Source organism: Georgenia satyanarayanai, assembly GCF_009193135.1.
GTDB classification, from domain to species: domain Bacteria; phylum Actinomycetota; class Actinomycetes; order Actinomycetales; family Actinomycetaceae; genus Oceanitalea; species Oceanitalea satyanarayanai.
The window spans coordinates 133,783-158,066 of record NZ_VUKC01000003.1 but is presented as its reverse complement, the minus strand read 5'-3'; the positions used below and the strand labels follow the sequence as shown (position 1 = coordinate 158,066).

The window sequence follows — 24,284 nt, the reverse complement described above, 5'->3', positions numbered from 1 at the left end:
CCGTCCTTTAAGACCCGTCCTGTGAGGCGGGGAAGGAGTCAGCCAGATGGCCCACGGCCCTGTCGTACCCGTGCTCGGTCCCCCGGAGATCACCCGGGCGTTGACCCGCATCTCCCACGAGATCCTCGAGCGCACCGATCCTGAGGACCGCCTCGTCCTCCTCGGCATCCCGACCCGCGGCGCCCCGCTCGCCCGGCGCCTGCACGAGCGCCTGCTCGCGGCCGGCGGCAGCGCCGAGCTCGGCACACTCGACGTCACGATGTACCGCGACGACCTGCGCTCCCAGCCCACCCGCACCCTCATGCGTACCGAGGTGCCGGCCGGTGGGATCGACGGCGCCACGGTCGTCCTCGTCGACGACGTCCTCTACTCCGGGCGCACCATCCGCGCCGCCCTCGACGCGATTAACGACCTCGGCCGCCCGGCCCGGGTCCAGCTCGCCGTCCTCGTCGACCGCGGCCACCGTGAGCTGCCCATCCGCGCCGACTACGTCGGCAAGAACCTGCCGACCTCCCGCCACGAGCGGGTCCAGGTCACCCTCGGGGACGTCGACGGCGGCGAGGACGCCGTCACCATCGTCAAGCCGGCCGAGGGGGAGGAGCGATGAGGCACCTGCTCTCCGCCGCCGACCTCGACCGCGACGCCGCCGTCGCCCTCCTCGACACCGCCGAGGAGATGGCCGTCACCCAGTCCCGGGAGATCCGCAAGCTCCCCACCCTGCGTGGCCGCACCGTGGTCAACCTCTTCTTCGAGGACTCCACCCGCACGCGCATCTCCTTCGAGGCCGCCGCCAAGCGCCTGTCCGCGGACGTCATCAACTTCGCCGCCAAGGGCTCGAGCGTGTCCAAGGGCGAGTCCCTCAAGGACACCGCCCAGACCCTCCAGGCGATGGGCGCGGACGCCGTCGTCATCCGCCACGGCGCCTCGGGCGCCCCGCACCGCCTCGCCCACTCCGGCTGGATCGACGTGCCCGTCGTCAACGCCGGCGACGGCACCCACCAGCACCCCACCCAGGCGCTCCTCGACGCCTACACGGTGCGCCGCCACCTCGCGGCGGACGACGACGGCGACTCCCGCGGCCGCGACCTCACCGGTCTGCGGGTGGTCGTCGTGGGCGACGTCCTCCACTCCCGGGTGGCCCGCTCCAACGTCAACCTCCTCACCACGCTCGGTGCGCACGTCACGCTCGTCGCCCCGCCGACCCTCGTGCCGGTCGGTGCCCACGCGTGGCCCGTACAGGTCGAGTACGACCTCGACGCGGCCCTCGCCACCGGCCCGGACGCCGTCATGATGCTCCGCGTCCAGCGCGAGCGGATGTCGAGCTCCGGCGGCGGGTTCTTCCCCTCCCCCCAGGAGTACCACCGCCGGTACGGCCTCACCGGCGCGCGCCTCGCGCGCCTGCCCGACCACGCGATCGTCATGCACCCCGGCCCGATGAACCGCGGCCTGGAGATCTCCGCGGCGGCCGCCGACAGCCCCCGCTCGACCATCGTCGAGCAGGTCGCCAACGGTGTCTCCGTGCGCATGGCCGTCCTCTACCACCTCCTCGCCGGCGCGCCGGCGCCCACGACGACGCAGGGAGCCCCCGCGTGACCAGCCACCTCATCCGGGGCGCCGCGCCCCTGGGCACCGAGCCCACCGACCTCCTCCTCACCGACGGCGTCATCGCCGCCACCGGCCCCGACGCCGCCGCGCAGGCGGGCAGCGACGCGACCGTCGTCGACGCCGACGGGCTCGTCGCCCTGCCCGGCCTCGTCGACCTCCACACGCACCTGCGCGAGCCCGGCCGCGAGGACGCCGAGACGGTGTGGTCCGGCACCCGCGCCGCCGCGCTCGGCGGCTTCACCGCCGTCCACGCGATGGCCAACACCCAGCCGGTCGCCGACACCGCCGGCGTCGTCGAGCAGGTGTGGCGGCTGGGCCGCGAGGCCGGCTGGGCCGACGTCCTGCCCGTCGGCGCCGTCACCGTGGGCCTGGCGGGGGAGCAGCTCGCCGAGCTCGGCGCCATGGCCGCCTCCCAGGCGCGCGTGCGGGTCTTCTCCGACGACGGCCTGTGCGTGTGGGACCCCGTCCTCATGCGCCGGGCCCTGGAGTACGTCAAGGCCTTCGACGGCGTCATCGCCCAGCACGCCCAGGAGCCGCGCCTCACCGCGGGCGCCCAGATGAACGAGGGCATCGTGTCCTCCGAGCTCGGGCTCACCGGCTGGCCGGCCGTCGCGGAGGAGGCGATCATCGCCCGCGACGTCCTCCTCGCCGAGCACGTCGGCTCCCGGGTCCACATCTGCCACCTGTCGACCGCCGGGTCCGTCGAGATCGTCCGCTGGGCCAAGGCCCGCGGCATCGACGTCACCGCCGAGGTCACCCCGCACCACCTGCTCCTCACCGACGAGCTCGCCCGCAGCTACGACCCGGTCTACAAGGTCAACCCGCCGCTGCGCACCGAGGAGGACGTCCTTGCGCTGCGGGCGGCGCTGGCCGACGGGACCATCGACATCGTCGCCACCGACCACGCACCCCACCCCGTGGAGGCCAAGGACTGCGAGTGGGCCGACGCCGCCTTCGGGATGACCGGGCTGGAGACCGCCCTGCCCGTCGTCATCGAGACGATGGTCGAGCCGGGCCTGCTCGACTGGGCGGGCGTCGCGCGCGTGCTGTCGACCACCCCCGCCCGGATCGGGCGCGTCGAGGGGCACGGGCGCCCGATCGCCGTCGGGGAGCCCGCCAACCTCACCCTCGTCGACCCGGCCGCGCGCGTCGTCGTCGACGGCGCCCACCAGGCGACCACCAGCCGCAACACCCCGTTCCAGGGCCGTACCCTTCCAGGGCGCGTCGTGGCCACGTTCCTCCGCGGGCGTGCGACCGTGCTCGACGCCCAGCCCGTCGCCGACCACACAGGAGGAACCCGTTGAGGAACCAGCGTGAGGACGCCCTGCTCGTCCTCGAGGACGGCTACGTCCTCTCCGGGCAGGCCTACGCCGCCGAGGGCCGCACGGTCGGGGAGATCGTCTTCGCGACGGCGATGACGGGTTACCAGGAGACGGTCACCGACCCCTCCTACCACCGTCAGATCGTCACGATGACCGCCCCGCACATCGGCAACACGGGCGCCAACGACGAGGACCCCGAGTCCACCCGCATCTGGGTGGCCGGCCTCGTCGTGCGCGAGCCCGCGCGGCGCGCCTCGAGCTGGCGCTCGACCCGCGAGTTCGAGGACGAGCTGCGTGAGCAGGGCGTCGTCGGCATCGCCCACCTCGACACCCGCGCCCTCACCCGCCACCTGCGCGACCGCGGCGTCATGCGCGCCGGCATCTTCTCCGGCTCGGCCCTGCCGGCCGGTGCGACGGCGCGCGACGCCTCGGCGATCAGCGTGCTCGTCGACCTCGTCCGCCAGGCGCCCGCGATGAGCGGCGCCGCCCTGGCCGGGGAGGTGACCACCCAGGAGCGCTACGTCGTCGAGCCCACCGGCGAGTTCGAGGGCAAGGAGCCGCTGGCCGAGATCGTCGCCGTCGACCTCGGGATCAAGGCCCGCACGCCCGCCCAGCTCGCCGAGCGCGGCGCGCGCGTCCACGTCGTCCCCCAGCACACGACGCTCGCGGAGATCGTCGCGCTCAACCCGGACGGCGTCTTCTTCTCCAACGGCCCGGGCGACCCGGGCAGCGCCGACCACGAGGTCGAGGTGCTGCGTGGGGTGCTGTCCCAGGGGCTGCCCTTCTTCGGCATCTGCTTCGGCAACCAGCTCCTCGGGCGCGCCCTCGGCTACGGGACCTACAAGCTCGACTACGGCCACCGCGGCGTCAACCAGCCCGTCCTCGACCGGTCCACCGGCAAGGTCGAGATCACCGCGCACAACCACGGCTTCGCCGTCGACGCGCCCGTGGGGGAGGAGAGCCTCGCCCCCTACGACGACGGACGCTTCGGTCGCGTCGAGGTCTCCCACATCAGCCTCAACGACGGCGTCGTCGAGGGCCTGCGCGCCCTCGACATCCCCGCCTTCTCCGTCCAGTACCACCCCGAGGCGGCCGCCGGCCCGCACGACGCCGCCCACCTGTTCGACCGCTTCCTCGAGCTCGTCGCCGCCCGGCGGCAGGCGGGCTCCCAGACGACCGGAGAGGACGCCTGATGCCGCGTCGTACCGACCTGCGTTCCGTTCTCGTCATCGGCTCCGGGCCGATCGTCATCGGGCAGGCCGCGGAGTTCGACTACTCCGGCACCCAAGCCTGCCGGGTGCTGCGCGAGGAGGGCCTGCGGGTCATCCTCGTCAACTCCAACCCGGCGACGATCATGACCGACCCGGAGATCGCCGACGCCACCTACGTCGAGCCGATCACCCCCGAGGTCGTCGCGACGATCATCGCCAAGGAGCGCCCCGACGCGCTGCTGCCCACCCTGGGCGGGCAGACCGCGCTCAACACCGCGATCGCGCTCGACGAGGCCGGGGTGCTGGCCGAGTACGACGTCGAGCTCATCGGCGCGTCCGTCGCCTCCATCCACGCCGCGGAGGACCGTCAGGCCTTCAAGGACATCGTCGAGCAGTGCGGCGCCAGCTCCGCCCGCTCGGTCATCGCCCACTCGATGGAGGAGTGCCACACCGCCGCGGAGGAGCTGGGCTACCCGCTCGTCGTGCGCCCGTCCTTCACCATGGGTGGCCTCGGCTCGGGCCTCGCGTACAACGCCGAGGACCTCGAGCGGATCGCCGGCGCCGGCCTGCACTACTCGCCGACCACCGAGGTCCTCCTCGAGGAGTCGATCCTCGGCTGGAAGGAGTTCGAGCTCGAGCTCATCCGCGACAAGGCCGACAACGTCATCGTCGTGTGCTCGATCGAGAACGTCGACCCCGTGGGCGTCCACACCGGTGACTCGATCACCGTCGCCCCGGCGATGACGCTCACCGACCGCGAGTTCCAGCGGATGCGCGACATCGGCATCGCGATCATCCGGGCCGTCGGCGTCGACACCGGCGGGTGCAACGTCCAGTTCGCCGTCGAGCCGGACACCGGGCGCATCGTCGTCATCGAGATGAACCCCCGCGTCTCGCGCTCCTCCGCGCTCGCGTCCAAGGCCACCGGCTTCCCGATCGCCAAGATCGCCGCGCGCCTGGCGGTGGGCTACACGCTCGAGGAGATCCCCAACGACATCACGAAGACCACCCCGGCCTCCTTCGAGCCGGCGCTGGACTACGTCGTCGTCAAGGTGCCCCGCTTCGCCTTCGAGAAGTTCCCCGCCGCCGACCCCGTCCTCACGACCACGATGAAGTCGGTGGGCGAGGCGATGGCGCTGGGCCGCAGCTACACCGAGGCCCTGCAGAAGGCGATGCGCTCCATCGACGCCAAGGGCAGCGTCTTCCACTGGCAGGGCGAGGCACCCGACGCCGAGGAGACCGCCGCGCTCCTCGAGGCCGTGCGCACGCCCACCACGGAGCGGCTCGTCCAGGTGCAGCAGGCGATCCGCGGCGGCGCCACCGTCGAGGAGCTCTTCGCGGCGACGTCCATCGACCCCTGGTTCCTCGACCAGATGGTCCTCCTCGACGAGGTCGCCACCGAGCTGCGCGCCGCGCCGGCCCTCACGCCGGACCTGCTGGCGGGGGCCAAGCGCCACGGGTTCTCCGACGTCCAGATCGGCCAGCTGCGCGACCTGTCGGAGGACACCGTCCGCGAGGTGCGCCACGCCTACGGCCTGCGCCCCGTCTACAAGACGGTGGACACCTGCGCCGCGGAGTTCGCCGCGCAGACGCCGTACCACTACTCCTCCTACGACGAGGAGACCGAGGTCGAGCCCCGTGAGCGCGAGGCCGTCATCATCCTCGGGTCGGGCCCCAACCGGATCGGGCAGGGCATCGAGTTCGACTACTCCTGCGTCCACGCGACGATGGCGCTGGCCGAGCGGTACGAGACCGTCATGGTCAACTGCAACCCGGAGACGGTCTCCACCGACTACGACATCTCCGACCGGCTCTACTTCGAGCCGCTGACCTTCGAGGACGTCCTCGAGGTTTACCACGCCGAGCTCGCCGTCGGCCCGGTCGCCGGCGTCGTCGTCCAGCTCGGCGGCCAGACGCCGCTGGGCCTGGCGCAGCGGCTCGCCGACGCCGGCGTGCCGATCCTCGGCACCCCGCCGGAGGCCATCGACGCCGCCGAGGACCGCGGCCGTTTCGGCGCCGTCCTCGACCGCGCCGGCCTGCCCGCACCCGCCTTCGGCACGGCGACGTCGCTCGCGCAGGCCGAGGAGGTCGCCGAGAGCATCGGCTACCCGGTGCTCGTGCGGCCCTCCTACGTGCTCGGCGGCCGCGGCATGGAGATCGTCTACGACGTCGCGCAGCTGCGGGACTACGCAGTCCGCGCCGGCATCGGCGCCACGACCGGTCCGCTCCTCATCGACCGCTTCCTCGACGACGCGACCGAGATCGACGTCGACGCCATCTACGACGGCACCGAGCTCTTCCTCGGCGGCGTCATGGAGCACATCGAGGAGGCCGGTATCCACTCCGGCGACTCCGCGTGCGTGCTGCCGCCGGTGACGATCTCCGAGCGCGAGATCGCCCGGATCGCCGAGTCGACCCGGGCCATCGCCGACGGCGTGGGCGTGCGCGGGCTCATCAACATCCAGTTCGCGCTCGTCTCCGACGTCCTCTACGTCATCGAGGCCAACCCGCGCGCCTCGCGCACGGTGCCCTTCGTCGCCAAGGCCACCGGTGTGCCGCTGGCCAAGGCCGCCTCGCTCGTCATGGCCGGCGCGACCATCGCCGAGCTGCGCGAGCGGGGGATCCTGCCCGAGCACGACGCCACCCGCCTGGACCTCGGCGCGCCGATCGCCGTCAAGGAGGCGGTGCTCCCGTTCAAGCGGTTCGCCACCCGTGCGGGCTCCGTCGTCGACACCGTCCTCGGCCCGGAGATGCGCTCGACCGGTGAGGTCATGGGCTACGACGTCGACTTCCCGCGTGCCTTCGCCAAGTCCCAGGCCGCTGCCTACGGCGGGCTGCCGACCACCGGCACGGTCTTCGTGTCGGTCGCGGACCGTGACAAGCGGGCGCTGGCCATCCCGGTCGCACGCCTGCAGAGCCTCGGTTTCGAGATCCTCGCCACGAGCGGCACCGCCTCGGTGCTGCGCCGCAACGGCATCCCCGCGCGGCTCGTGCGCAAGGCCTCGGACGGCCGCGGCCCGGACGGCGAGCCGACGATCGTCGACCTCATCGAGACCGGCCAGGTCGACATGGTCGTCAACACCCCCTCCGGCCAGGGCGCCCGCGCCGACGGCTACGAGATCCGCACGGCGACGACGGCGGCCGACAAGCCGATCATCACGACCGTCCAGGAGCTCTCGGCCGCCGTCCAGGCGATCGAGGCCGCCGGGCTCGGCCCGATGACCGTCACCTCCCTCCAGGAGCACGACGCCGCCCGGGCGGCCCGGTGACCCCCTTCGGCACCCGGCTCGCCGCGGCGATGGCCGAGCACGGGCCGCTGTGCGTCGGCATCGACCCCCACCCGGGCCTGCTCGCCGGGTGGGGGCTGCCCGACGACGCGGCCGGCCTGCGGGAGTTCGCGATGCGGGTCGTCGAGGTGCTCGGCGGACGCGTGGCGGCGCTCAAGCCGCAGTCGGCGCTCTTCGAGCGGCACGGCTCGGCGGGCGTCGCCGTCCTCGAGGACGTCCTCGCCGCGTGCCGGGAGACCGGCACGCTGAGCGTCCTCGACGTCAAGCGGGGGGACATCGGCTCCACCATGGCCGGCTACGCCCAGGCCTACCTCGCCGACGGCGCCCCCCTGGCCGCGGACGCCGTCACCCTCTCGCCGTACCTGGGGCTCGGCTCCCTCGCCCCTGCGGTCGAGCTGGCCCACGCCACGGGCAGGGGAGTGTTCGTCCTCGCGCTCACCTCCAACCCGGAGGGGGCGTCGGTGCAGCACGCCGTCGGCGCGGACGGGCGCGCGGTCGCCGCCGGGATCGTCGACGGCGTCGGCGCGCTCAACGCGGGCGGCCCGGTGCCGACCGGCCTCGGCTCGGTCGGGCTCGTCGTCGGCGCGACGATCGGTGACGCCGCCCGCCGGCTCGGCATCGACCTCGCCGGCTCGCGGGCCCCGCTCCTCGCCCCGGGTTTCGGCGCCCAGGGCGCCGGGCGGGCCGAGGTCGCCGAGGTCTTCGCCGGCGCCGAGCAGGCGGTGCTCGCCAGTACCTCGCGCGCCGTCCTCGCGGCCGGTCCGGACGGCCTCGCCGGCGCCGCCGAGCAGGCCGTCGCCGATGTCCACGCCGCCCTCGGCCGCTGACCGGCCACGCCCGTCGGCCGGTCCCGGTGGCGCGGTGCGAACAAGTGTGGTGAGGACGACCCCCGCCACCCCCACCGGGCCGGTTCTGGGGCCTTGCGGGTACTGGCACACTGAGCTGGTCGCTGGGTACCTTGCCCTCAGCCCCTCCCGTGTCCCCGTCCCCGAGGTGATGACTGTGGCCCTGCCCTCCTTGACCCCCGAGCAACGCGCTGCCGCGCTGGCCAAGGCAGCGGCCGCCCGCACCCGTCGGGCCGAGGTGAAGAACCGCCTCAAGTACTCCCAGACCTCGCTCTCGCAGGTCATCAAGGACGCCGCCGGCGACGAGGCCCTCGGCAAGATGCGTGTCGTCGAGCTCCTCGAGTCCCTCCCGGGGGTCGGGAAGGTGAAGAGCCGGGCCATCATGGCCGAGGTCGGCATCTCCGAGGCCCGCCGCGTGCGCGGGCTGGGCCACAACCAGGTCGAGTCCCTCGTCGAGCGGTTCGGGTGACCGTGCCGCACACGACACCCGCCGCCGAGGCACGCCTCACCGTCCTCGCCGGACCTACCGCCGTCGGCAAGGGCACCGTCTCCGCCGACATCCGCCGTCGCTACCCGCAGGTGTGGCTCTCGGTCTCCGCGACCACGCGTCGGCCCCGCCCCGGTGAGGTCGACGGTGTCCACTACCACTTCGTCTCCGAGGAGGAGTTCGAGCGGATGGCCGCCCAGGGCGAGCTCCTCGAGTGGGCCGTCGTCCACGGGCAGAACCGCTACGGGACCCCGCGCGGCCCCGTGGAGGAGCAGTTGCGCAGCGGCGAGCCCGCCCTCCTCGAGATCGACCTCCAGGGTGCCCGGCAGGTCCGCAGGACCATGCCCAACGCCCACTTTGTCTTTCTCGCCCCGCCGTCCTTCGAGGAGCTCGAGCGCCGGCTCGTCGGCCGCGGCACCGAGGGCCCGGAGGAGCGCGAGCGCCGCCTGCGCACCGCCCGGGAGGAGCTCGCGCACGCCGACGAGTTCGACGACATCGTCGTCAACGACGTCGTGACGCGCGCCACCGACGAGCTCGTCTCCCTCATGGGTCTGCCGACCGAGTAGACTCGGACGTTGCGCGTGCCGCACCCCGTGCCGGCGCGCCCCGAAACGAACACGTGAGGTGAGCATGTCCGGAACCGTTGCCCAGCCCGTTGGCATCACCAACCCCCCGATCGACAAGCTGCTCGAGGCCGCCGACTCCAAGTACGCCCTCGTCATCTACGGCGCCAAGCGCGCCCGTCAGATCAACGCCTACAACTCCCAGCTCCAGGAGGGGCTGCTCGAGTTCGTCGGCCCGCTCGTCCCGCACGGCCAGACCGACAAGCCCCTGTCGATCGCGCTGCGCGAGATCAACGAGGGACTGCTGACGGTCAACCCGACCCAGGAGTGACCGTGTCGGGGGCGCCCGGGCTCCGCGTCCTGCTCGGCGTGACCGGGGGGATCGCCGCCTACAAGGCGGTCTTCGTCCTGCGTGCGCTGCGTGAGGCCGGGCACCGCGTCCGGGTCGTCCCCACCGAGGCCGCCCTCGAGTTCGTCGGGCGGCCCACCTGGGAGGCGCTGTCCGGCGAGCCCGTGACGACGAGCGTCTTCGAGGGCGCCACCGGGGTCGACCACGTCGCCCTCGGACGCAGCGCCGACCTCGTCGTCGTCGCCCCCGCCACCGCGGACCTGCTCTCGCGGGCCGCGACCGGCCGCGCCGACGACCTGCTGACGACGACGCTCCTCACCGTCACCGCCCCCGTCCTGCTCGCCCCGGCGATGCACACGGAGATGTGGCAGCACCCGGCGACCGTCGCCAACGTCGCCACCCTCCGCGCCCGCGGCGTCACGGTCCTCGAGCCCGACTCCGGGCGGCTCACCGGCGCCGACACCGGCCCGGGCCGGCTGCCGGAGCCGGAGGCGATCACCGCCGGCGCCCTCGCGCTCGTCGCCCCGCAGGACCTCGCCGGGCGCACCGTCGTCGTCAGCGCCGGCGGTACCCGTGAGCCCCTCGACCCGGTCCGCTTCCTCGGCAACCGCTCCTCGGGCCGGCAGGGCGCCGCGATCGCCGTCGAGGCCGCCCGCCGCGGCGCCCGGGTCACGCTGGTCGCCGCCTCCATCGACGAGGCCGCCCGCCGCGCCGCCCAGCACCCCGCCGTCGACGTCGTCGAGGTCGAGACCACCCGCGAGCTCGCCGACGCCGTCGACTCCGCCACCGCGGACGCGGACGTCCTCGTCATGGCCGCCGCCGTCGCCGACTTCCGCCCCGCGACGACGGCGGAGGGCAAGATCAAGAAGGACGGCTCGGCCCCGGCCCCTGTCGAGCTCGTCGAGAACCCCGACATCCTCGCGACCGTCGCCCGCCGTGAGCGGGCGCGTCTCGTCGTCGTCGGCTTCGCGGCCGAGACCGGGGACCGCGACGAGGTCCTCGAGCTCGGGCGCGTCAAGGCACGGCGCAAGGGTGCGGACCTGCTCGCCGTCAACGCCGTCGGGCAGGGCCGCGGCTTCGGGGACGTCGCCAACTCCGTCACCGTGCTCGACGCCGCGGGCGAGGTGGTCGGCGAGGCCGCCGGCACCAAGGACGACGTCGCCCGAGGCCTGTGGGGCCTCGTCGTGCCCCGCCTGCGCTGAACTAGGATCTACCGGTGACCTCCAAGCCCAACCTGCGTCTGTTCACCTCCGAGTCGGTGACCGAGGGCCACCCCGACAAGGTGTGCGACCGGATCTCCGACTCCATCCTCGACGCGATCCTCCGGGAGGACCCGGCCGCTCGCGTCGCCGTGGAGACGGTCGTGACGACCGGTCTGGTGACGGTCGTCGGCGAGGTCACGACCTCCGCCTACGTCGAGATCCCGCAGCTCGTGCGCGCCGAGGTCAACGCCATCGGCTACACGTCCTCGTCCATCGGCTTCGACGGCCACTCCTGCGGCGTGCAGGTGTCGATCGGCCAGCAGTCCCCGGACATCGCCACGGGGGTGGACACCTCGTGGGAGGACCGCGCCGGCGAGAGCCGCGACAGGTTCGACGCGCAGGGCGCCGGGGACCAGGGCTTCATGGTCGGCTACGCGAGCGACGACACGCCCCAGCTCATGCCGCTGCCGATCTGGCTCGCGCACCGGCTCGCCGAGCGGCTCACCCGCGTGCGCAAGGAGGGGATCGTCCCCGGCCTGCGCCCCGACGGCAAGACCCAGGTGACCATCGCCTACGACGGCGACCGCCCCGTCGCCCTCGACTCGCTCGTCGTCTCCACCCAGCACGACGCCGACGTCACCTCCGCGTGGCTGCGCTCGGCCGTCGCCGCCGAGGTCGTCGCGCCCGTGCTCGCCGAGCACGCCGGTGCGCTCGACAGCGCCGGGCACACCCTGTACGTCAACCCGACGGGCAAGTTCGTCGTCGGCGGGCCGATGGGCGACGCCGGGCTCACGGGACGCAAGATCATCGTCGACACCTACGGGGGCATGGCCCGTCACGGTGGGGGCGCCTTCTCCGGCAAGGACCCGTCGAAGGTGGACCGCTCCGCCTCCTACGCCACCCGCTGGGTCGCGAAGAACGTCGTCGCTGCCGGGCTGGCCCGCCGCTGCGAGGTGCACGTCGCGTACGCCATCGGCAAGGCGCACCCGGTGGGCCTGTACGTCGAGACCTTCGGGACCGAGACGGTCCCGGTCGAGAGGATCAACGCCGCGATCGGCGAGGTCTTCGACCTGCGTCCCGCCGCGATCGTCGACGCCCTCGACCTGCTGCGCCCGATCTACCGCGACACGAGCGCCTACGGGCACTTCGGCCGCGAGCTGCCGACCTTCACGTGGGAGCGCACCGACCGCGTCGAGGAGCTGCGCCGCGCCGTCGGCTGAGCGCGTCCGAGGGCGGACCGTGACCCCGCCTGTGGACGGCGCCCGCCGTGTCGGTGGCGCGTGGTGAGATGGGGGCGGAGGTGAGACCGGTGCACCAGCCCGCCCTGCTCGAGCAGACCGTCGCCGTGCGCACGGTCTCCGGCGCCGAGGCGGCGGGTGTCGAGCTGCCCGTCGCGCGGGTCGCGGTCGACATGTCGCTGCCCCACCTGGACCGTCCCTTCGACTACCGGGTCACGCCCGAGCAGGACGCCGCCGCCCAGCCCGGCACCCGGGTGTCGGTGCGTTTCGCCGGCAAGGACCGCACCGGCTACGTCCTGGAGCGGGCCGCCACCACCGACCACCACGGCACGCTCACACCGCTGCGCCGGGTCGTGTCCGCCCTGCCGGTCCTCACCCCGGAGATCGCGGCCCTGTGCCGCGCGGTGGCCGACCGCTACGCCGGTTCCCTCATGGACGTCGTCCGGCTCGCGGTGCCCCCGCGGCACGCCACCACCGAGAAGGCCGTCCTCGAGGGGACGGCGCCGGACCGCACCGGCACCACCGCCGCCCACCTGCCCGGCACCGCGTGGGACCACTACGTCGGGGGAGCGGCCTACGTGCGACGGCTCGGGGCGGGGGAGTCGCCGCGGGCGGTGTGGTCGGCGCTGCCCGCCCACGAGCCGGGTGTCCCCGACCGTCTCGCGTCGATCGCGGAGGCTGCGGCCGCCACGCTCGCCTCTGGTCGCGGGGTCGTCGTCGTCGTGCCGTCCGCGCACGAGGCCGAGGTGGTGGAGGCGGCGCTGACCGCGGCCCTGCCGGGGGAGCCGGTCGTGTCGTTGCAGGCCGACCACGGGCCCTCGCGCCGGTACCGCGCCTTCGTGCGGCTGCTCACCGGGCAGGCACGCGTCGTCGTCGGCACGCGGGCCGCTGCCTTCGCGCCCGTGCAACGCGTGGGCCTGCTCGTGTGCTGGGACGACGGTGACGACCTCCTCGCCGAGCCGCGGGCGCCCTACCCCCACGCCCGCGAGGTCCTCACGCTGCGCGCCGCCCAGGAGGGCGCCGGTCTGCTGCTGGGCGGGTGGTCACGGAGCATCGAGGCCGGGCTGCTCGTCGCCACCGGCTGGGCGGCCTCCGTCACCGCCTCCCGGGCCACGGTCCGCGAGCGTACGCCCCGCGTCGAGGCGCCGGGCGAGGTCGACCTCGCGCGCGAGGGACCGGCGGCCGCCGCCCGGATCCCGCGCCCGGCGTGGGAGCTCGTGCGCAAGGCGCTGGAGAAGGGGCCCGTCCTCGTCCAGGTGCCGCGCTCGGGGTACCTGCCCGTCGTCGCCTGCCAGGGTTGCCGCGAGCCTGCCCGCTGCCGTGAGTGCCACGGGCCGCTCCAGCTCGGCGGACGCACGAGCGTGCCCTCGTGCCGCTGGTGCGGGCGTCCCGACCGCACCTGGGCGTGCCCGACGTGCGGCAGCTCGGCGATGCGCGCCGGCCGCGTGGGCTCGGCGCGTACGGCCGAGGAGCTCGGCCGCGCCTTCCCCAAGGTGCCGGTCGTGCTGTCCGGCGCGCGCGCCGACCACGGGGTCGTGCGCGAGGTTGACGAGAAGGCGCGGGTCGTGGTCGCGACGCCCGGCGCCGAGCCGGTGGCCCGCGGCGGCTACCAGGGCGCGCTGCTGCTCGACGCCGCCGCCGTGTCGGGCCGCCAGGACCTCGCTGCCCCGTCCGAGGCGCTGCGCCGCTGGCTGGCGGCGGCCGCCCTCGTGCGGCCGGCGTCCGAGGGTGGTCGCGTCATGCTCCTCGGCGATCCCGCACCCATTCCCGGCCAGGCGCTCGTGCGGTGGGACCCGGCCGGCTTCGCCGAGCGTGAGCTCGCCGAGCGGCGCGAGCTCCACCTGCCCCCGGCCAGCCGCATGGCCTCGGTCCGCGGCAGCGCCCGCGCGGTCGCGGGGCTGCTGCGCTACCTCGAGCGGCCCGACGGCGTCGAGGTGCTCGGTCCCGTGCCGTTCTCGGAGGAGGAGGTCCAGGCGCTCGTGCGCAGCGACCTCGCACAGGGCAGCCGCCTGACGAGGGCACTGGCCCAGGCCGCGGCCGTGCGCAGCGCCCACAAGGAGCCGGACCCCGTCCGGATCCGGGTCGACCCGACCGAGCTGTGACGGACGAGCACGGGTCGTGCGAACGGTGGGCCCGACTACGCTGCCGCCCATGACCGCACCGGTGCCTTATGTCTTCCTCCCGGGCACTGCCCGGGACGCACTGCTCTTCTACGCCGAGGTCTTCGGCTGCTCTGCCCAGCTGCACACACTAGAGGACTTCGGGAGGACGGACGGCCCTCCCGAGGCGATCGCTCACGGTGTGCTCTCCGACGGACCGATCACCCTGTACGCCGCCGACGCCACGGGGGACCAACCCGCGGTGCACTGGCAAGGCCTGCTGTTCTCGCTGCTCGGAGCAGCTGCTCCGGCCACCCTGCATGAGTGGTTCCAGAGGCTCGCCGAGGGCGGTCAGGTGGTCGACGACCTCCAGCAGCGTCCGTGGGGAGCCACCGACGGGCAGGTCATCGACCGTTACGGGGTGCCCTGGCTCATCGGGTACGAGGACGAAACTCCTTGACCGTCCCGGCGCTGCCCGCGGACCGCACCCGGTGAGCTCGGCTGCCGGGCCATCACGGTGTTCGCAAACCTCCGGTCGCAGCACTGAGCTCTCACTGGATCCCACGGAGCCCTCGGGATGCGGTGGACGCTGCGAGAGCATGGAGACGTGCGCCTCTACCGGCGGCCGTCCATCGACTCACCGGTCTTTCACGACACTTGGCGGGCGGGTCATCGACTACGGGAACCGGTGGAGCGGGTCACGGCCGGAGGACACGTACTCGGTCGCTCGGCACCCGAAGCGGTTCGTACCGCTGCACACGGTGGCCGACGCCCTCATCACCCACCTGCGCGCAAGCCAGGTCGCGCGCCACCCGCCGGAGGTCGTCACGACCCCAGCGCTCCCGGTGAGGATCGTCCTGCCCCGTTGCCGTGCCGTCGTGCTGCCGACGACGCCGCACCCTCCCGGCGCGGGCGGGTCAGAGGGCGCCGGTGAGGGCCATGAGACCGAGCGCGCTCAGGGTGACGAGCAGCCAGAGGATCCCACCGAAGGCGAGCGGCTTCAGTCCTGCCGCGCGGAGTGCCGGTACGTCGGTCGACAGGCCGATCGCCGTGAGCGCCACGGTGATGAGGACGGTCGCCGCCGTGGCGAGCGCGTCGTGCCAGGCCCCGGGCACGAGCCCGATGCTGTTGAGCGTCGCGAGCAGGAGGAAGCCCACGAGGAACCACGGCACCAGCCGCCACACCGCCGGCCGCGGTGCCCCGGCCCCGTCACCGGCGGCCAGGCGGTCGCGCCGCGCGACGAGCACGGCGAGGCCGATGACGATGGGGATGATGAGCAGCGTTCGCACGAGCTTGACGACCACCGCGTGGTCGGCGGCCTCCGAGCCGAACGTCGTCGCCGCCGCGACGACGGAGGAGGTGTCGTTGACCGCGGTGCCCGCCAGGAGGCCGAACGCCTCCTGCTCCATGCCGAGCAGCTGCCCGAGCGGGGGGAAGAGCAGCACGGCGGCGATGTTGAACGCGAAGACCGTGGACAGCGCGTAGGCGACGTTGCTGCCCGAGGCACGCACCACCGGCGTGACGGCGGCGATCGCCGACGCGCCGCAGATCGCCGTTCCCGTCCCGATGAGGACACGCAGCTCGCGGTCGATGCCCAGCACCTGCCCCAGCGCCGTCGCCGCGACGAGGCAGACGATCACCGTGCCGAGCATGACGGGCAGCGAGTCGAGACCCACCTGCGCCACCTGGGCCAGCGACAGCCGCGCCCCGAGCAGCACGACGGCGACCTGGAGCACGAGCTTGCTCGCCAGCCTGAGCCCCGGGGAGAGCGTCGCCACGGTCGCGGCCTCGGTACGCCGCCGGACGAGGACCCCGACGAGCACCCCGAGGACGACGCCGGCCACCGGGCCGCCGACCACCGGGACCGCGGCCCCGACCGCCGTCGCCACGAGCGCGAGCGCGACCGCCAGCGCGAGACCGGGCACCTTGGTCCGCCATGTGCCGGTGGCGGGGACGGCGGGTGCGCTGCGGTCGGTCGACATGGCCTCCATCCTCGCCCCGGGCACCGCACCACGCCGAATGACGGTGTCGTCTAGGGTCGGGACGACCCCTACAGGAAGGCGACCCGCGATGCAGTCCTCCGTCCCGGTGACCGGCCCGATCACCACCGTCGTGTTCGACCTCGGACAGGTCCTGGTGAGGTGGGACCCCTACGAGGCCTTCGCCGAGCGCTGGACCCGCGAGGAGTTCGACGCCTTCCACACCGAGATCGACTTCCCGAGCTTCAACCACGAGCAGGACGCCGGCCGCAGCTTCGCCGACGCGCGCGCCGCGCTCGAGGCCAGCCACCCGCACCGCGCGCCCGACTTCGAGCACTACGTGACGAACTTCGCGCAGTCCCTCGGCGGGCCGGTCCCCGGCACCACGGAGATCGTCGAGGAGCTCATCGCCGCCGACATCCGCGTCCTCGGCCTGACGAACTGGTCGGCGGAGAACTTCCACGAGGCCGCACGGTCCGCTCCCGTCATCGACCGGCTCGAGGCCGTCCTCGTCTCCGGGGAGGTGGGCGTGGCCAAGCCGGACCCGGCGATCTATGACCTGCTCATCCAGCGCTTCAGGCTCGACCCTCCGCTCACCGTCTTCACCGACGACTCCCTGCGCAACGTCGACGCCGCCTCCGGCGCCGGCCTGGTGGCCCGCCACTTCACGGACGCGGAACAGCTACGGGCGGACCTGCGCGAGCTCGGCCTGCCGGTCTGACGCCCTGCTCGGGCGCCTAGACTCTTGGCCCATGCGCCTCCTCTTCGCCGGCACCCCCGAGGTCGCCCTCCCGTCACTGCGTGCCCTCGCGGAGTCCGCGCACGAGGTGGTCGCCGTCCTCACCCGGCCCGACGCCCGACGCGGCCGCGGCCGCACCCTCCATCCGAGCCCGGTCGCCGCGTGGGCCCGTGAGCACGGCATCCCGGTCCTCACCCCGCGCACCCTGCGCGACGTCGAGGTCCAGGAGGAGATCGCGGCCCTCGGCGTCGACGCCGCCCCCGTCGTCGCCTACGGGGCGCTCATCCCGCCCGCGCTGCTCGACGTCCCGCGCCACGGCTGGGTCAACCTCCACTTCTCGCTGCTGCCCGCGTGGCGCGGCGCCGCACCCGTGCAGCACGCCGTCATCGCCGGCGACGACGTCACCGGCGCGACGACCTTCCGCATCGAGGCGGGCCTGGACACGGGCCCGGTGCTCGGCACCCTCACGGAGACGGTCCGCCCGAGCGACACCTCCGGTGACCTCCTCGCCCGCCTCGCCGAGTCCGGCGCCCCGCTCCTCCTCGCCACCCTCGACGCGCTCGAGTCCGGCAGCGCCGTCCCGGTCCCGCAGCCGGCCGACGGCGTGAGCCACGCCCCGCGCCTCGAGGTCACCGACGCGCGGGTCGAGTGGGCCGCGCCCGCCGTCGCCGTGGACCGTCTCGTCCGCGGCACCACCCCCGCCCCCGGACCCTGGACGACGGCGCCCGACGGCTCCCGGCTCAAGCTCGGTCCCGTCACGGTGCGTGCCGACGTCGTCGACCTGGCCCCCGGCGCCCTGCGCGCGGCGAAGACGGAGGTGCTCGTCGGCACGGGGAACGGCGCCGTCGAGCTCGGGCAGGTCGCCCCCGCTGGCCGCTCGTGGATGGCCGCGGCCGACTGGGCGCGCGGTGCCCGGCTGCCCGAGGACGCACGTCTCGGCGGGGAGGCAGCATGAGCGAGCAGCGCCCGGGCTCCCGTCACTCCCGCCGCGGCGGGGGTCGCCCGACCGGCCCGCGCCGTCGGGAGGCTGCTGACGAGGCCCGCACCGCGGCCGCCGACACCCTCGAGGCCGTCGCGACGAGCGACGCCTACGCCAACCTCGCGCTGCCGAAGATGCTGCGCGAGCGCGGGCTGACCGGCCGCGACGCCGCCTTCGCGACCGAGCTCGTCTACGGCACGCTGCGCCTGCGCGGCCGCTACGACGCGATCCTCGCGCGCTGCACCAACGGCCGGCCCCTCGACCAGCTCGACCCGCCCGTCCTCGACCTCCTGCGCATGGGCGCCCACCAGATCCTCGGCATGCGGGTGCCCTCGCACGCCGCCGTCTCCCAGACGGTCAACCTCGTGCGGGCCCGCGTCGGCACCGGCGCGAGCGGCTTCGCCAACGCCGTGCTCCGTGCCGTCGGGCGCCAGGACCTCGACACCTGGCTCGCCCAGCTCCGCGAGGAGATCCCTGACGACGGCGCGTACCTTGCGGCAGTCGAGTCCCACCCCGCGTGGGTGGTGCGCGCCCTGCGCTCCTCGCTGCGCGCCGCCGACCGGCCTGCCGAGGAGCTCGGCGAGCTGCTGCGGGCCGACAACGCCCCGCCCGCCGTGACGCTTGTGGCGCGCCCTGGGCTCGTCTCCCCGGAGGAGCTCGCCGAGCAGGTGACGCGGACTCTGGGGGAGCGCGGAACGCCCGGCAGCTGGGCGCCCACCGCGCTGCGCCTCGCGGGGGGCGACCCCGCCTCGCTCCCCGCCGTGCGCGACGCCCTGGCCGGGGTCCAGGACGAGGGCAGCCAGCTCGTCGCCCTCGCCCTCGCCGCGGCGGAGGTGCTCCCCGGGCCAGACGGCGAGCAGGAGAGACGCTGGCTCGACCTCTGCGCCGGCCCGGGCGGCAAGTCCGCGCTCCTCGGCGCGATCGCCGCTGAGCGCGAGGTCCACCTGCTCGCCAACGAGGTCGCCCCGCACCGTGCCCGTCTGGTCCGCCAGTCCACGGCCGCGCTGCGCGAGAGCGTCGACGTCCGCACGGGCGACGGCCGGGAGATCGGCGCGGCCGAGCCGGGCGTGTACGACCGGGTGCTCGTCGACGCGCCGTGCACGGGCCTGGGTGCGCTGCGCCGCCGTCCCGAGTCGCGGTGGCGCCGTCAGCCGAGCGACCTGCCCGGCCTCACGTCGCTGCAGCGCGAGCTGCTCGGCTCGGCGCTGGAGGCGGTGCGGCCCGGGGGAGTGGTCGCCTATGTCACGTGCTCCCCGCACCTGGCAGAGACCAGTGCAGTCGTCGAGGACGTGCTGCGCGGCCGGGAGGGCATCACCCGTCTCGACGCCCGTGCCGCGCTCAGCGAGGCCACCGGCACCGAGATGCCGCACCTTGGCGAGGGTCCTGACGTGCAGCTGTGGCCGCACCTCCACGGGACCGACGCCATGTTCCTCTCGTTGCTGCGCAAGGACGCCTAGGAGCGGCCGCTCCTTCCGCCCTGTTCTCGCGGTGGGCAGACCTGTCCCCTGGGGTTTCTAGGTCTGTTCGTGCTTGGCGGTGAGGAGCTGGCCGTGGCGGGTGTAGAAGTACCAGCGGCTTGCGGCGCGGACGATGGTGATGCCGTAGGCGTGGACCCAGTCGTGGTGGTGCCAGCACAGCAGGATCCCGTGCTCCACACAGGTCGCCCCGCCGTCGCGGTACCACTGGACCGAGTGGTGGATCTCCCCGGCCCCGGGTGGCTGGTCGCAGTCTGGGTACTGGCACTTCTTGTCGCGGGCAATGATCGCCCGGACCATGTGGGCGGGGAAGATCCGCTGCTCCCTGCCCACGTCCAGGACCGTGGAGTCCGGTCCGAACACCACCCGGGAGAGGCTCGACTCGCACACGAGCCTTGCCAGCATCGCCGGTGGGATAGGGGTGCCGTCCTCCAGGGTCGCCGGCTGCACCCCGGTCATGGCACGCGGGTCAATCGCCGCAGAGATGACGTGGGTGTCACCGGGCTGCCAGGTGTCCATCCAGGCCTGCGCCTCCGGCGAGAGCTGGAAGGGATCCGGTGCGGTGTGGTCGGGGTCACGTGGGCCGCCGGGTGCGGTGAACAGTGCCTCTTCCCAGAATCCCAGCTCACCGCCCGGCTCATGCTCCGCACCGGCCGCGGTGACCGGCGGCTTAGGTGACCCGGTGGCTGCGGCCAGCGCGCGCAGGGTCTCGATGTCGGCGGTGACGGTCACGTGGGGCCGGATGCGGGCACTCTTGCCCTGCTCCCCGGCATCCAGCGACTGCCGCGCCAACGACGTCAGCGCCGCCGCCCGCCGCTGGGCAGGGGTGCGCTCATCACCCTTGGCCTTGCGACCCATGTGCGCCCGCAGCGCGGTGTCCACGCTCTGGCCGGACAGCTCATCCAGCCACCCGTTGAGGTGGTAGCCGTCCATCGTGCGCGAGAGGGTCAGCTGCTCCTTGGCGCCGTCCTCACGCCACGCCCGGTCGGCGGCCTCGGGGTCCGCGGTGATCGCCCACGTGCCCACGAGCTTGGCGAAGGACCCGGCATCCATCCGCTGGGCCTGCTCCACGAGGAACGCCTCACCGAGCTGCTCGTCGGCCAGCTGGGCCCGCTGCCGGTTGGTGGTGATCGCCCCACGGACCAGCACACCCACGTGCTCCTCGCCGATGCGGCCCTCCTGCAGGGCCGTCCGTGTCAGCGGGAGCAGGTCGCGCAGCGCACGGGCCTGACGCACCTGCCGGGAAGCCGTCACCGGTGTGGTGTCGGTCCGGGTGCGCAACCACGCGGCGAAGGTCCGCTGCCCGTCCAGCGCCCACAGGCCATTGGCCTCGATCGTGGCGAGCATCGCCGCTCGAACCCCGGAGAGCTGCCGCTCCAGCTGCTCGAGCACACCCAGCCCCTCGTGGACACGGTGGCCGTCGACCTCGTGCCAGTCCGCCCCCACCAGCCCAGCCGCCTTGCTGAGCATTGCCGCCAGACCCTCGACCGGGTCGGGGACGCACTCGGGTGCGGACGCTGCGCCGTCGGACGTGTCTACGGCCACGGTCCCCACCTCCTTTCGCGACCCTCCATGTGCTGCTGGTCACATCGTCTCAGCGACCACTGACATCCGGGACGATCGCTGCGCCGCGGGCAGTCCTGTCACCGCCCACGAGCCGAGCCGTGCGATGTGGGCAGATGCCCCCGGCCATCGACCGGTGGGCGAGCCCGGCCGCTCACGCCCGGCATGGGTAGGCTCGTTCCGTGGCCGTACGCATCACTCCCAGCATCCTCAACGCCGACTTCGCCGACCTCACGGGGGAGCTGGGGCGCATCTCCGGTGCCGACCTCGTGCACGTGGACGTCATGGACAACCACTTCGTCCCCAACCTGACGGTGGGCCTGCCGGTGGTCGAGCGGATCGTCGCGGCGAGCCCCGTGCCGGTGGACGCGCACCTCATGATCGAGGACCCCGACCGCTGGGCCCGCGGCTACGCCGAGGCGGGCTGCGCCTCGGTCACCTTCCACGCCGAGGCCTCGGTCGCCCCGATCCGCCTCGCCCGCGAGATCCGCGACGCCGGCGCCCGCGCGGCCGTCGCGGTGCGCCCGACCACCGACATCACCCCGTACCTCGAGTACCTCGAGGAGCTCGACATGCTCCTCGTCATGACCGTCGAGCCCGGTTTCGGCGGCCAGCGCTTCCTCAAGTCGACCGTCAGTAAGATCGCCGCCGCCCGGAAGGCGATCGACGCCTCCGGCCGGGACATCTGGCTCCAGGTCGACGGCGGGATCTCGCGCGACACCATCGCCACCGCCGCCCGCGCCGGTGCGGACACCTTCGTCGCGGGCTCCGCCGTCTACGGCGCCGCGGACCCGAACGCCGAGGTCACCGCGCTGCGAGAGCTGGCGGCAGCGGCCCGCTGACCGGCCTGCCGCACCCGGCGCCCGCGCTCGCCGTACTTCCCGCCTGCCTCACGGTCGCGAGTCCCGGTTGTGGCGCATGCCCCACCGTGCCCGGGAACAGATCGGCCTGTGGCATGCTTGATGCTGCAAGAACGTGCTCCGGGGTCGGTGAGATTCCGAACCGGCGGTGACAGTCCGCGACCCACCTTCCGAGGTGGTTGACCTGGTGGAACTCCAGGACCGACGGTGAAAGTCCGGATGGGAGGATGCACGGGTGCCTTCGACGACCCGTCGGCGAGGCGCCGCGGACGCTTGCGCGTCCGTCGACCCCGGATCACACCACCAGTGACCGGAGGGACGACATGGAGCAGGCACCGCTCGGGCGCGCACTGGCCGCGCACCGTCGCGCCCGCCGCAGCGTGCTCCTCACGCCGCTCGCCCTCGGCGCCGTCGTCCTTCTCGTCTGGGAGCTCATCACCCGCGCCGGCGTGGTGTCCCCGTTCTTCCTTCCCGCCCCCAGCGCCGTCGCGGCCCGCCTGTGGAGCGAGCTCACGGCGGGAAACCTCCTCGCCTACACGTGGGTCACCTGGGTGGAGGCGCTGCTCGGCAGCATCCTCGGCGCGGCGGTCGCCTTCCCCCTCGGGTACCTCATCGCCCGCAACCGCTGGGCCGCAGCGGGTCTGCAGCCCTACGTCGCGGCGTCCCAGGCGCTGCCCGCCGTCGCGCTCGCCCCGCTGCTCGTCATCTGGGTGGGCTACGGCCTGCTGCCGATCGTCCTGCTGTGCTCCCTGCTCGTCTTCTTCCCGATCCTCCTCGCCACCATTCTCGGCATGCGCACGCTGGACCCCGAGGTCGTCGACGCCGCCCGGCTCGACGGCGCCCACGGCTGGTCGATGCTGCGCCACATCGAGGTGCCGATGTCCCTGCCCAGCCTCCTCACCGGCCTGCGCAACGGCTTCACCCTCTCGGTGACCGGCGCCGTCGTCGGGGAGTTCGTCATGGGCGGCCGCGGGCTCGGGATGGTGCTGTCCGTCCAGTCCAACTCCGCCGACACGACCGGCCTCTTCGCCACCCTCGCCGTGCTCGCCCTCCTCGCCGTCGTCATGTACGCCGTCCTGCGGCTCGTCGAGCGCCTCGCCGTCGACGACCGCCCCACCGTCCGCACCCGCTTCGGCGCCCGCCGCGCCGCCCGCCCCGCCCTCAGGAGCACCTCGTGAACCGCCACCGCACCGCCCTCGTTCTCGCTGCCGCCACCCTGGCTCTCGCTGCCTGCGCCGAGCCGCGGACCCCCGAGCCGGCGACCACCGCCGCCGACGAGCTCGTCATCGGCCTCACCTACACCCCCGACGTCCAGTTCGCGCCCTTCTACGTCGCCGAGGCGCGCGGCTACTACGAGGACGCGGGCGTCGACGTCAGCCTGCGCCACCACGGCGCCTCCGAGTCCCTCCTCGGGGCGCTGGAGGCGGGGGAGGAGGACCTTGTCGTCGCCGGCGGGGACGAGATGCTCCAGGCGCGCTCGGCCGGCGTCCCGGTGGTGAACGTCGCGACGCTCTACGAGGAGTACCCCGTGGCCCTCATCGTGCCCGGCGACTCCGACATCACCACCGCCGCCGACCTCGCCGGCCGTTCCGTCGGCATCCCCGGACCATTCGGCGAGACGTACTTCGGCCTCCTCGCCCTGCTCGCCGACGCCGGGCTGAGCGAGGACGACGTCACCGTCGAGCACATCGGTTTCACCCAGCAGGCCGCACTCAGCGCCGGGCACGTCGACGCCGTCATGGGCTACGCCAACAACGACGCCGTCCAGTTCGCGCAGGCGGGCGTCGACGTGCGCACGATCCCCCTCGGCGACGTCCCGCTGGTCGGCATCGGCATCGGCGCTCACGAGAACATCGCCGACGACGACGCGACGGCCGCCGTCGTCGAGGCCACCATGCGCGGGGTACGCGACGTCGTCGAGGACCCGGCCGCCGCCGTCGAGGTCGCCGCCGGGCACGTCCCCGGGCTGGCCGACCCGGCCGCCCGCGAGGCCGCGCTCGCCACCGTCGAGGCGACCGTCCCGCTCTACGGCAGCGCCACCGGCGCCAGCGACCCCGCCCGCTGGGAGGCGATGGTCGCCTTCATGGCCGAGCATGGCCTGCTCGAGGGTGAGGTCGACCCGGCGGACGCCGTCAGGACGCTCGGCTGAGCGTGGACGCCGTCCCGGGCGCTCCACGGCGGGGGCCTATCCTGAGTGGCGTGAAGACCTTCGACGACCTGTATGCCGAGCTCAAGCACAAGGCGGACACGCGGCCCGAGAACTCCGGGACCGTCGCGCAGCTGGACGCGGGGGTCCATGCGATCGGCAAGAAGATCGTCGAGGAGGCCGCCGAGGTGTGGATGGCCGCGGAGCACGAGGGCGAGGACGCCACCGCCCTGGAGATCTCCCAGCTGCTCTACCACGTCCAGGTCATGATGGTCGCTCGCGGCATCAGCCTCGAGGACGTCTACCGCAAGCTCTGACCGACCGACTGGAAAGAA

The 24,284-nt window shown here is 73.8% G+C and carries 22 protein-coding genes, 1 pseudogene and 1 riboswitch; of the genes and pseudogenes, 21 read left to right on the top strand and 2 right to left on the bottom strand.

Annotation, left to right across the window (positions count from 1 at the left end; genetic code table 11):
• Positions 1-46 precede the first annotated feature (46 nt).
• The 14 genes and pseudogenes from pyrR to GD632_RS16200 form a co-directional block, all read left to right on the top strand.
• The gene (pyrR, locus tag GD632_RS05625; RefSeq protein WP_152189678.1) at positions 47-607 is read left to right on the top strand and encodes a bifunctional pyr operon transcriptional regulator/uracil phosphoribosyltransferase PyrR; all 561 of its coding nucleotides are present in this window, start codon (positions 47-49) and stop codon (positions 605-607) included.
• Positions 604-1,593, top strand: a complete 990-nt coding sequence (locus GD632_RS05620) for an aspartate carbamoyltransferase catalytic subunit (RefSeq protein ID WP_152189676.1) — start codon at positions 604-606, stop codon at positions 1,591-1,593. The genes pyrR and GD632_RS05620 overlap by 4 nt, the downstream gene beginning before the upstream one ends.
• Positions 1,590-2,909: a dihydroorotase gene (locus tag GD632_RS05615; RefSeq protein WP_152189674.1), complete on the top strand. Its 1,320-nt coding sequence runs from the start codon at positions 1,590-1,592 to the stop codon at positions 2,907-2,909. The genes GD632_RS05620 and GD632_RS05615 overlap by 4 nt, the downstream gene beginning before the upstream one ends.
• On the top strand, positions 2,906-4,120 hold the full coding sequence (gene carA / locus GD632_RS05610; RefSeq protein ID WP_152189672.1) for a glutamine-hydrolyzing carbamoyl-phosphate synthase small subunit: 1,215 nt from the start codon (positions 2,906-2,908) through the stop codon (positions 4,118-4,120). Before GD632_RS05615 ends, carA begins: the two co-directional genes overlap by 4 nt.
• A complete protein-coding gene (gene carB / locus GD632_RS05605) occupies positions 4,120-7,407 on the top strand; it encodes a carbamoyl-phosphate synthase large subunit (protein ID WP_152189669.1) in 3,288 nt (1,095 codons plus the stop codon). The genes carA and carB overlap by 1 nt, the downstream gene beginning before the upstream one ends.
• Entirely contained in the window at positions 7,404-8,252 is an 849-nt protein-coding gene (gene pyrF / locus GD632_RS05600) for an orotidine-5'-phosphate decarboxylase (RefSeq protein ID WP_226924640.1), read from the top strand. Before carB ends, pyrF begins: the two co-directional genes overlap by 4 nt.
• Before the next feature lie 175 nt (positions 8,253-8,427).
• Entirely contained in the window at positions 8,428-8,739 is a 312-nt protein-coding gene (mihF, locus tag GD632_RS05595; RefSeq protein WP_152189667.1) for an integration host factor, actinobacterial type, read from the top strand.
• Between the two features lie 2 nt (positions 8,740-8,741).
• Positions 8,742-9,323 (top strand): guanylate kinase, encoded by a 582-nt coding sequence (gmk, locus tag GD632_RS05590; protein ID WP_152190126.1) that lies wholly within the window; start codon positions 8,742-8,744, stop codon positions 9,321-9,323.
• Positions 9,324-9,387: 64 nt separating this feature from the next.
• A complete protein-coding gene (gene rpoZ / locus GD632_RS05585; protein ID WP_110851226.1) occupies positions 9,388-9,651 on the top strand; it encodes a DNA-directed RNA polymerase subunit omega in 264 nt (87 codons plus the stop codon).
• Positions 9,652-9,653: 2 nt separating this feature from the next.
• Positions 9,654-10,871 (top strand): bifunctional phosphopantothenoylcysteine decarboxylase/phosphopantothenate--cysteine ligase CoaBC, encoded by a 1,218-nt coding sequence (gene coaBC / locus GD632_RS05580; protein ID WP_152189665.1) that lies wholly within the window; start codon positions 9,654-9,656, stop codon positions 10,869-10,871.
• A gap of 14 nt (positions 10,872-10,885) precedes the next feature.
• Positions 10,886-12,091, top strand: coding sequence for a methionine adenosyltransferase (metK, locus tag GD632_RS05575; protein WP_152189662.1), 1,206 nt, complete (start codon positions 10,886-10,888; stop codon positions 12,089-12,091).
• Between the two features lie 89 nt (positions 12,092-12,180).
• On the top strand, positions 12,181-14,211 hold the full coding sequence (locus tag GD632_RS05570; RefSeq protein ID WP_152189660.1) for a primosomal protein N': 2,031 nt from the start codon (positions 12,181-12,183) through the stop codon (positions 14,209-14,211).
• A 49-nt stretch (positions 14,212-14,260) separates the two neighbouring features.
• Positions 14,261-14,668 (top strand): VOC family protein, encoded by a 408-nt coding sequence (locus tag GD632_RS05565; RefSeq protein WP_152189658.1) that lies wholly within the window; start codon positions 14,261-14,263, stop codon positions 14,666-14,668.
• A gap of 139 nt (positions 14,669-14,807) precedes the next feature.
• Positions 14,808-15,032 (top strand): annotated as a pseudogene (locus tag GD632_RS16200) (DUF6226 family protein); the annotation flags it as partial.
• A gap of 93 nt (positions 15,033-15,125) precedes the next feature.
• Here GD632_RS16200 and GD632_RS05560 read toward each other — a convergent pair.
• Positions 15,126-16,190 (bottom strand): YeiH family protein, encoded by a 1,065-nt coding sequence (locus tag GD632_RS05560; protein WP_152189656.1) that lies wholly within the window; start codon positions 16,188-16,190, stop codon positions 15,126-15,128.
• A gap of 88 nt (positions 16,191-16,278) precedes the next feature.
• Between GD632_RS05560 and GD632_RS05555 the strand changes: the two genes are divergently transcribed.
• The 3 genes from GD632_RS05555 to GD632_RS05545 are packed head-to-tail and all read left to right on the top strand — an operon-like array spanning position 16,279 to position 19,362.
• On the top strand, positions 16,279-16,908 hold the full coding sequence (locus tag GD632_RS05555; protein WP_152189654.1) for an HAD family hydrolase: 630 nt from the start codon (positions 16,279-16,281) through the stop codon (positions 16,906-16,908).
• Between the two features lie 31 nt (positions 16,909-16,939).
• Positions 16,940-17,881, top strand: a complete 942-nt coding sequence (fmt, locus tag GD632_RS05550; protein WP_152189651.1) for a methionyl-tRNA formyltransferase — start codon at positions 16,940-16,942, stop codon at positions 17,879-17,881.
• Positions 17,878-19,362: an RsmB/NOP family class I SAM-dependent RNA methyltransferase gene (locus GD632_RS05545; RefSeq protein WP_152189649.1), complete on the top strand. Its 1,485-nt coding sequence runs from the start codon at positions 17,878-17,880 to the stop codon at positions 19,360-19,362. The genes fmt and GD632_RS05545 overlap by 4 nt, the downstream gene beginning before the upstream one ends.
• A 57-nt stretch (positions 19,363-19,419) precedes the next feature.
• On the opposite strand, the gene GD632_RS05540 is transcribed toward GD632_RS05545, so the two are convergent.
• Positions 19,420-20,925, bottom strand: a complete 1,506-nt coding sequence (locus GD632_RS05540; RefSeq protein WP_152189646.1) for an HNH endonuclease signature motif containing protein — start codon at positions 20,923-20,925, stop codon at positions 19,420-19,422.
• A gap of 200 nt (positions 20,926-21,125) precedes the next feature.
• Between GD632_RS05540 and rpe the strand changes: the two genes are divergently transcribed.
• From rpe to GD632_RS05520, 4 genes are all read left to right on the top strand, one after another.
• Positions 21,126-21,785: a ribulose-phosphate 3-epimerase gene (rpe, locus tag GD632_RS05535; RefSeq protein WP_152189643.1), complete on the top strand. Its 660-nt coding sequence runs from the start codon at positions 21,126-21,128 to the stop codon at positions 21,783-21,785.
• 130 nt (positions 21,786-21,915) lie between these two features.
• Positions 21,916-22,039, top strand: a riboswitch (FMN riboswitch).
• Positions 22,040-22,126: 87 nt separating this feature from the next.
• Positions 22,127-22,981: an ABC transporter permease gene (locus tag GD632_RS16460; protein ID WP_152189641.1), complete on the top strand. Its 855-nt coding sequence runs from the start codon at positions 22,127-22,129 to the stop codon at positions 22,979-22,981.
• Positions 22,978-23,952: an ABC transporter substrate-binding protein gene (locus GD632_RS05525; RefSeq protein ID WP_152189639.1), complete on the top strand. Its 975-nt coding sequence runs from the start codon at positions 22,978-22,980 to the stop codon at positions 23,950-23,952. The genes GD632_RS16460 and GD632_RS05525 overlap by 4 nt, the downstream gene beginning before the upstream one ends.
• 50 nt (positions 23,953-24,002) lie before the next feature.
• Positions 24,003-24,266: a phosphoribosyl-ATP diphosphatase gene (locus GD632_RS05520; RefSeq protein WP_152189637.1), complete on the top strand. Its 264-nt coding sequence runs from the start codon at positions 24,003-24,005 to the stop codon at positions 24,264-24,266.
• Positions 24,267-24,284: the final 18 nt, after the last annotated feature.

What these genes read in the sequence shown, in the direction of transcription:
- pyrR (WP_152189678.1), top strand. Translation starts at nt 47, where the DNA reads ATGGCCCACGGCCCTGTCGTACCCGTGCTCGGTCCCCCGGAGATCACC.
- GD632_RS05620 (WP_152189676.1), top strand. Translation starts at nt 604, where the DNA reads ATGAGGCACCTGCTCTCCGCCGCCGACCTCGACCGCGACGCCGCCGTC.
- carB (WP_152189669.1), top strand. Translation starts at nt 4,120, where the DNA reads ATGCCGCGTCGTACCGACCTGCGTTCCGTTCTCGTCATCGGCTCCGGG.
- rpoZ (WP_110851226.1), top strand. Translation starts at nt 9,388, where the DNA reads ATGTCCGGAACCGTTGCCCAGCCCGTTGGCATCACCAACCCCCCGATC.
- GD632_RS05565 (WP_152189658.1), top strand. Translation starts at nt 14,261, where the DNA reads ATGACCGCACCGGTGCCTTATGTCTTCCTCCCGGGCACTGCCCGGGAC.
- GD632_RS05560 (WP_152189656.1), bottom strand. Translation starts at nt 16,190, where the DNA reads ATGTCGACCGACCGCAGCGCACCCGCCGTCCCCGCCACCGGCACATGG.
- GD632_RS05555 (WP_152189654.1), top strand. Translation starts at nt 16,279, where the DNA reads ATGCAGTCCTCCGTCCCGGTGACCGGCCCGATCACCACCGTCGTGTTC.
- fmt (WP_152189651.1), top strand. Translation starts at nt 16,940, where the DNA reads ATGCGCCTCCTCTTCGCCGGCACCCCCGAGGTCGCCCTCCCGTCACTG.
- GD632_RS05545 (WP_152189649.1), top strand. Translation starts at nt 17,878, where the DNA reads ATGAGCGAGCAGCGCCCGGGCTCCCGTCACTCCCGCCGCGGCGGGGGT.
- GD632_RS16460 (WP_152189641.1), top strand. Translation starts at nt 22,127, where the DNA reads ATGGAGCAGGCACCGCTCGGGCGCGCACTGGCCGCGCACCGTCGCGCC.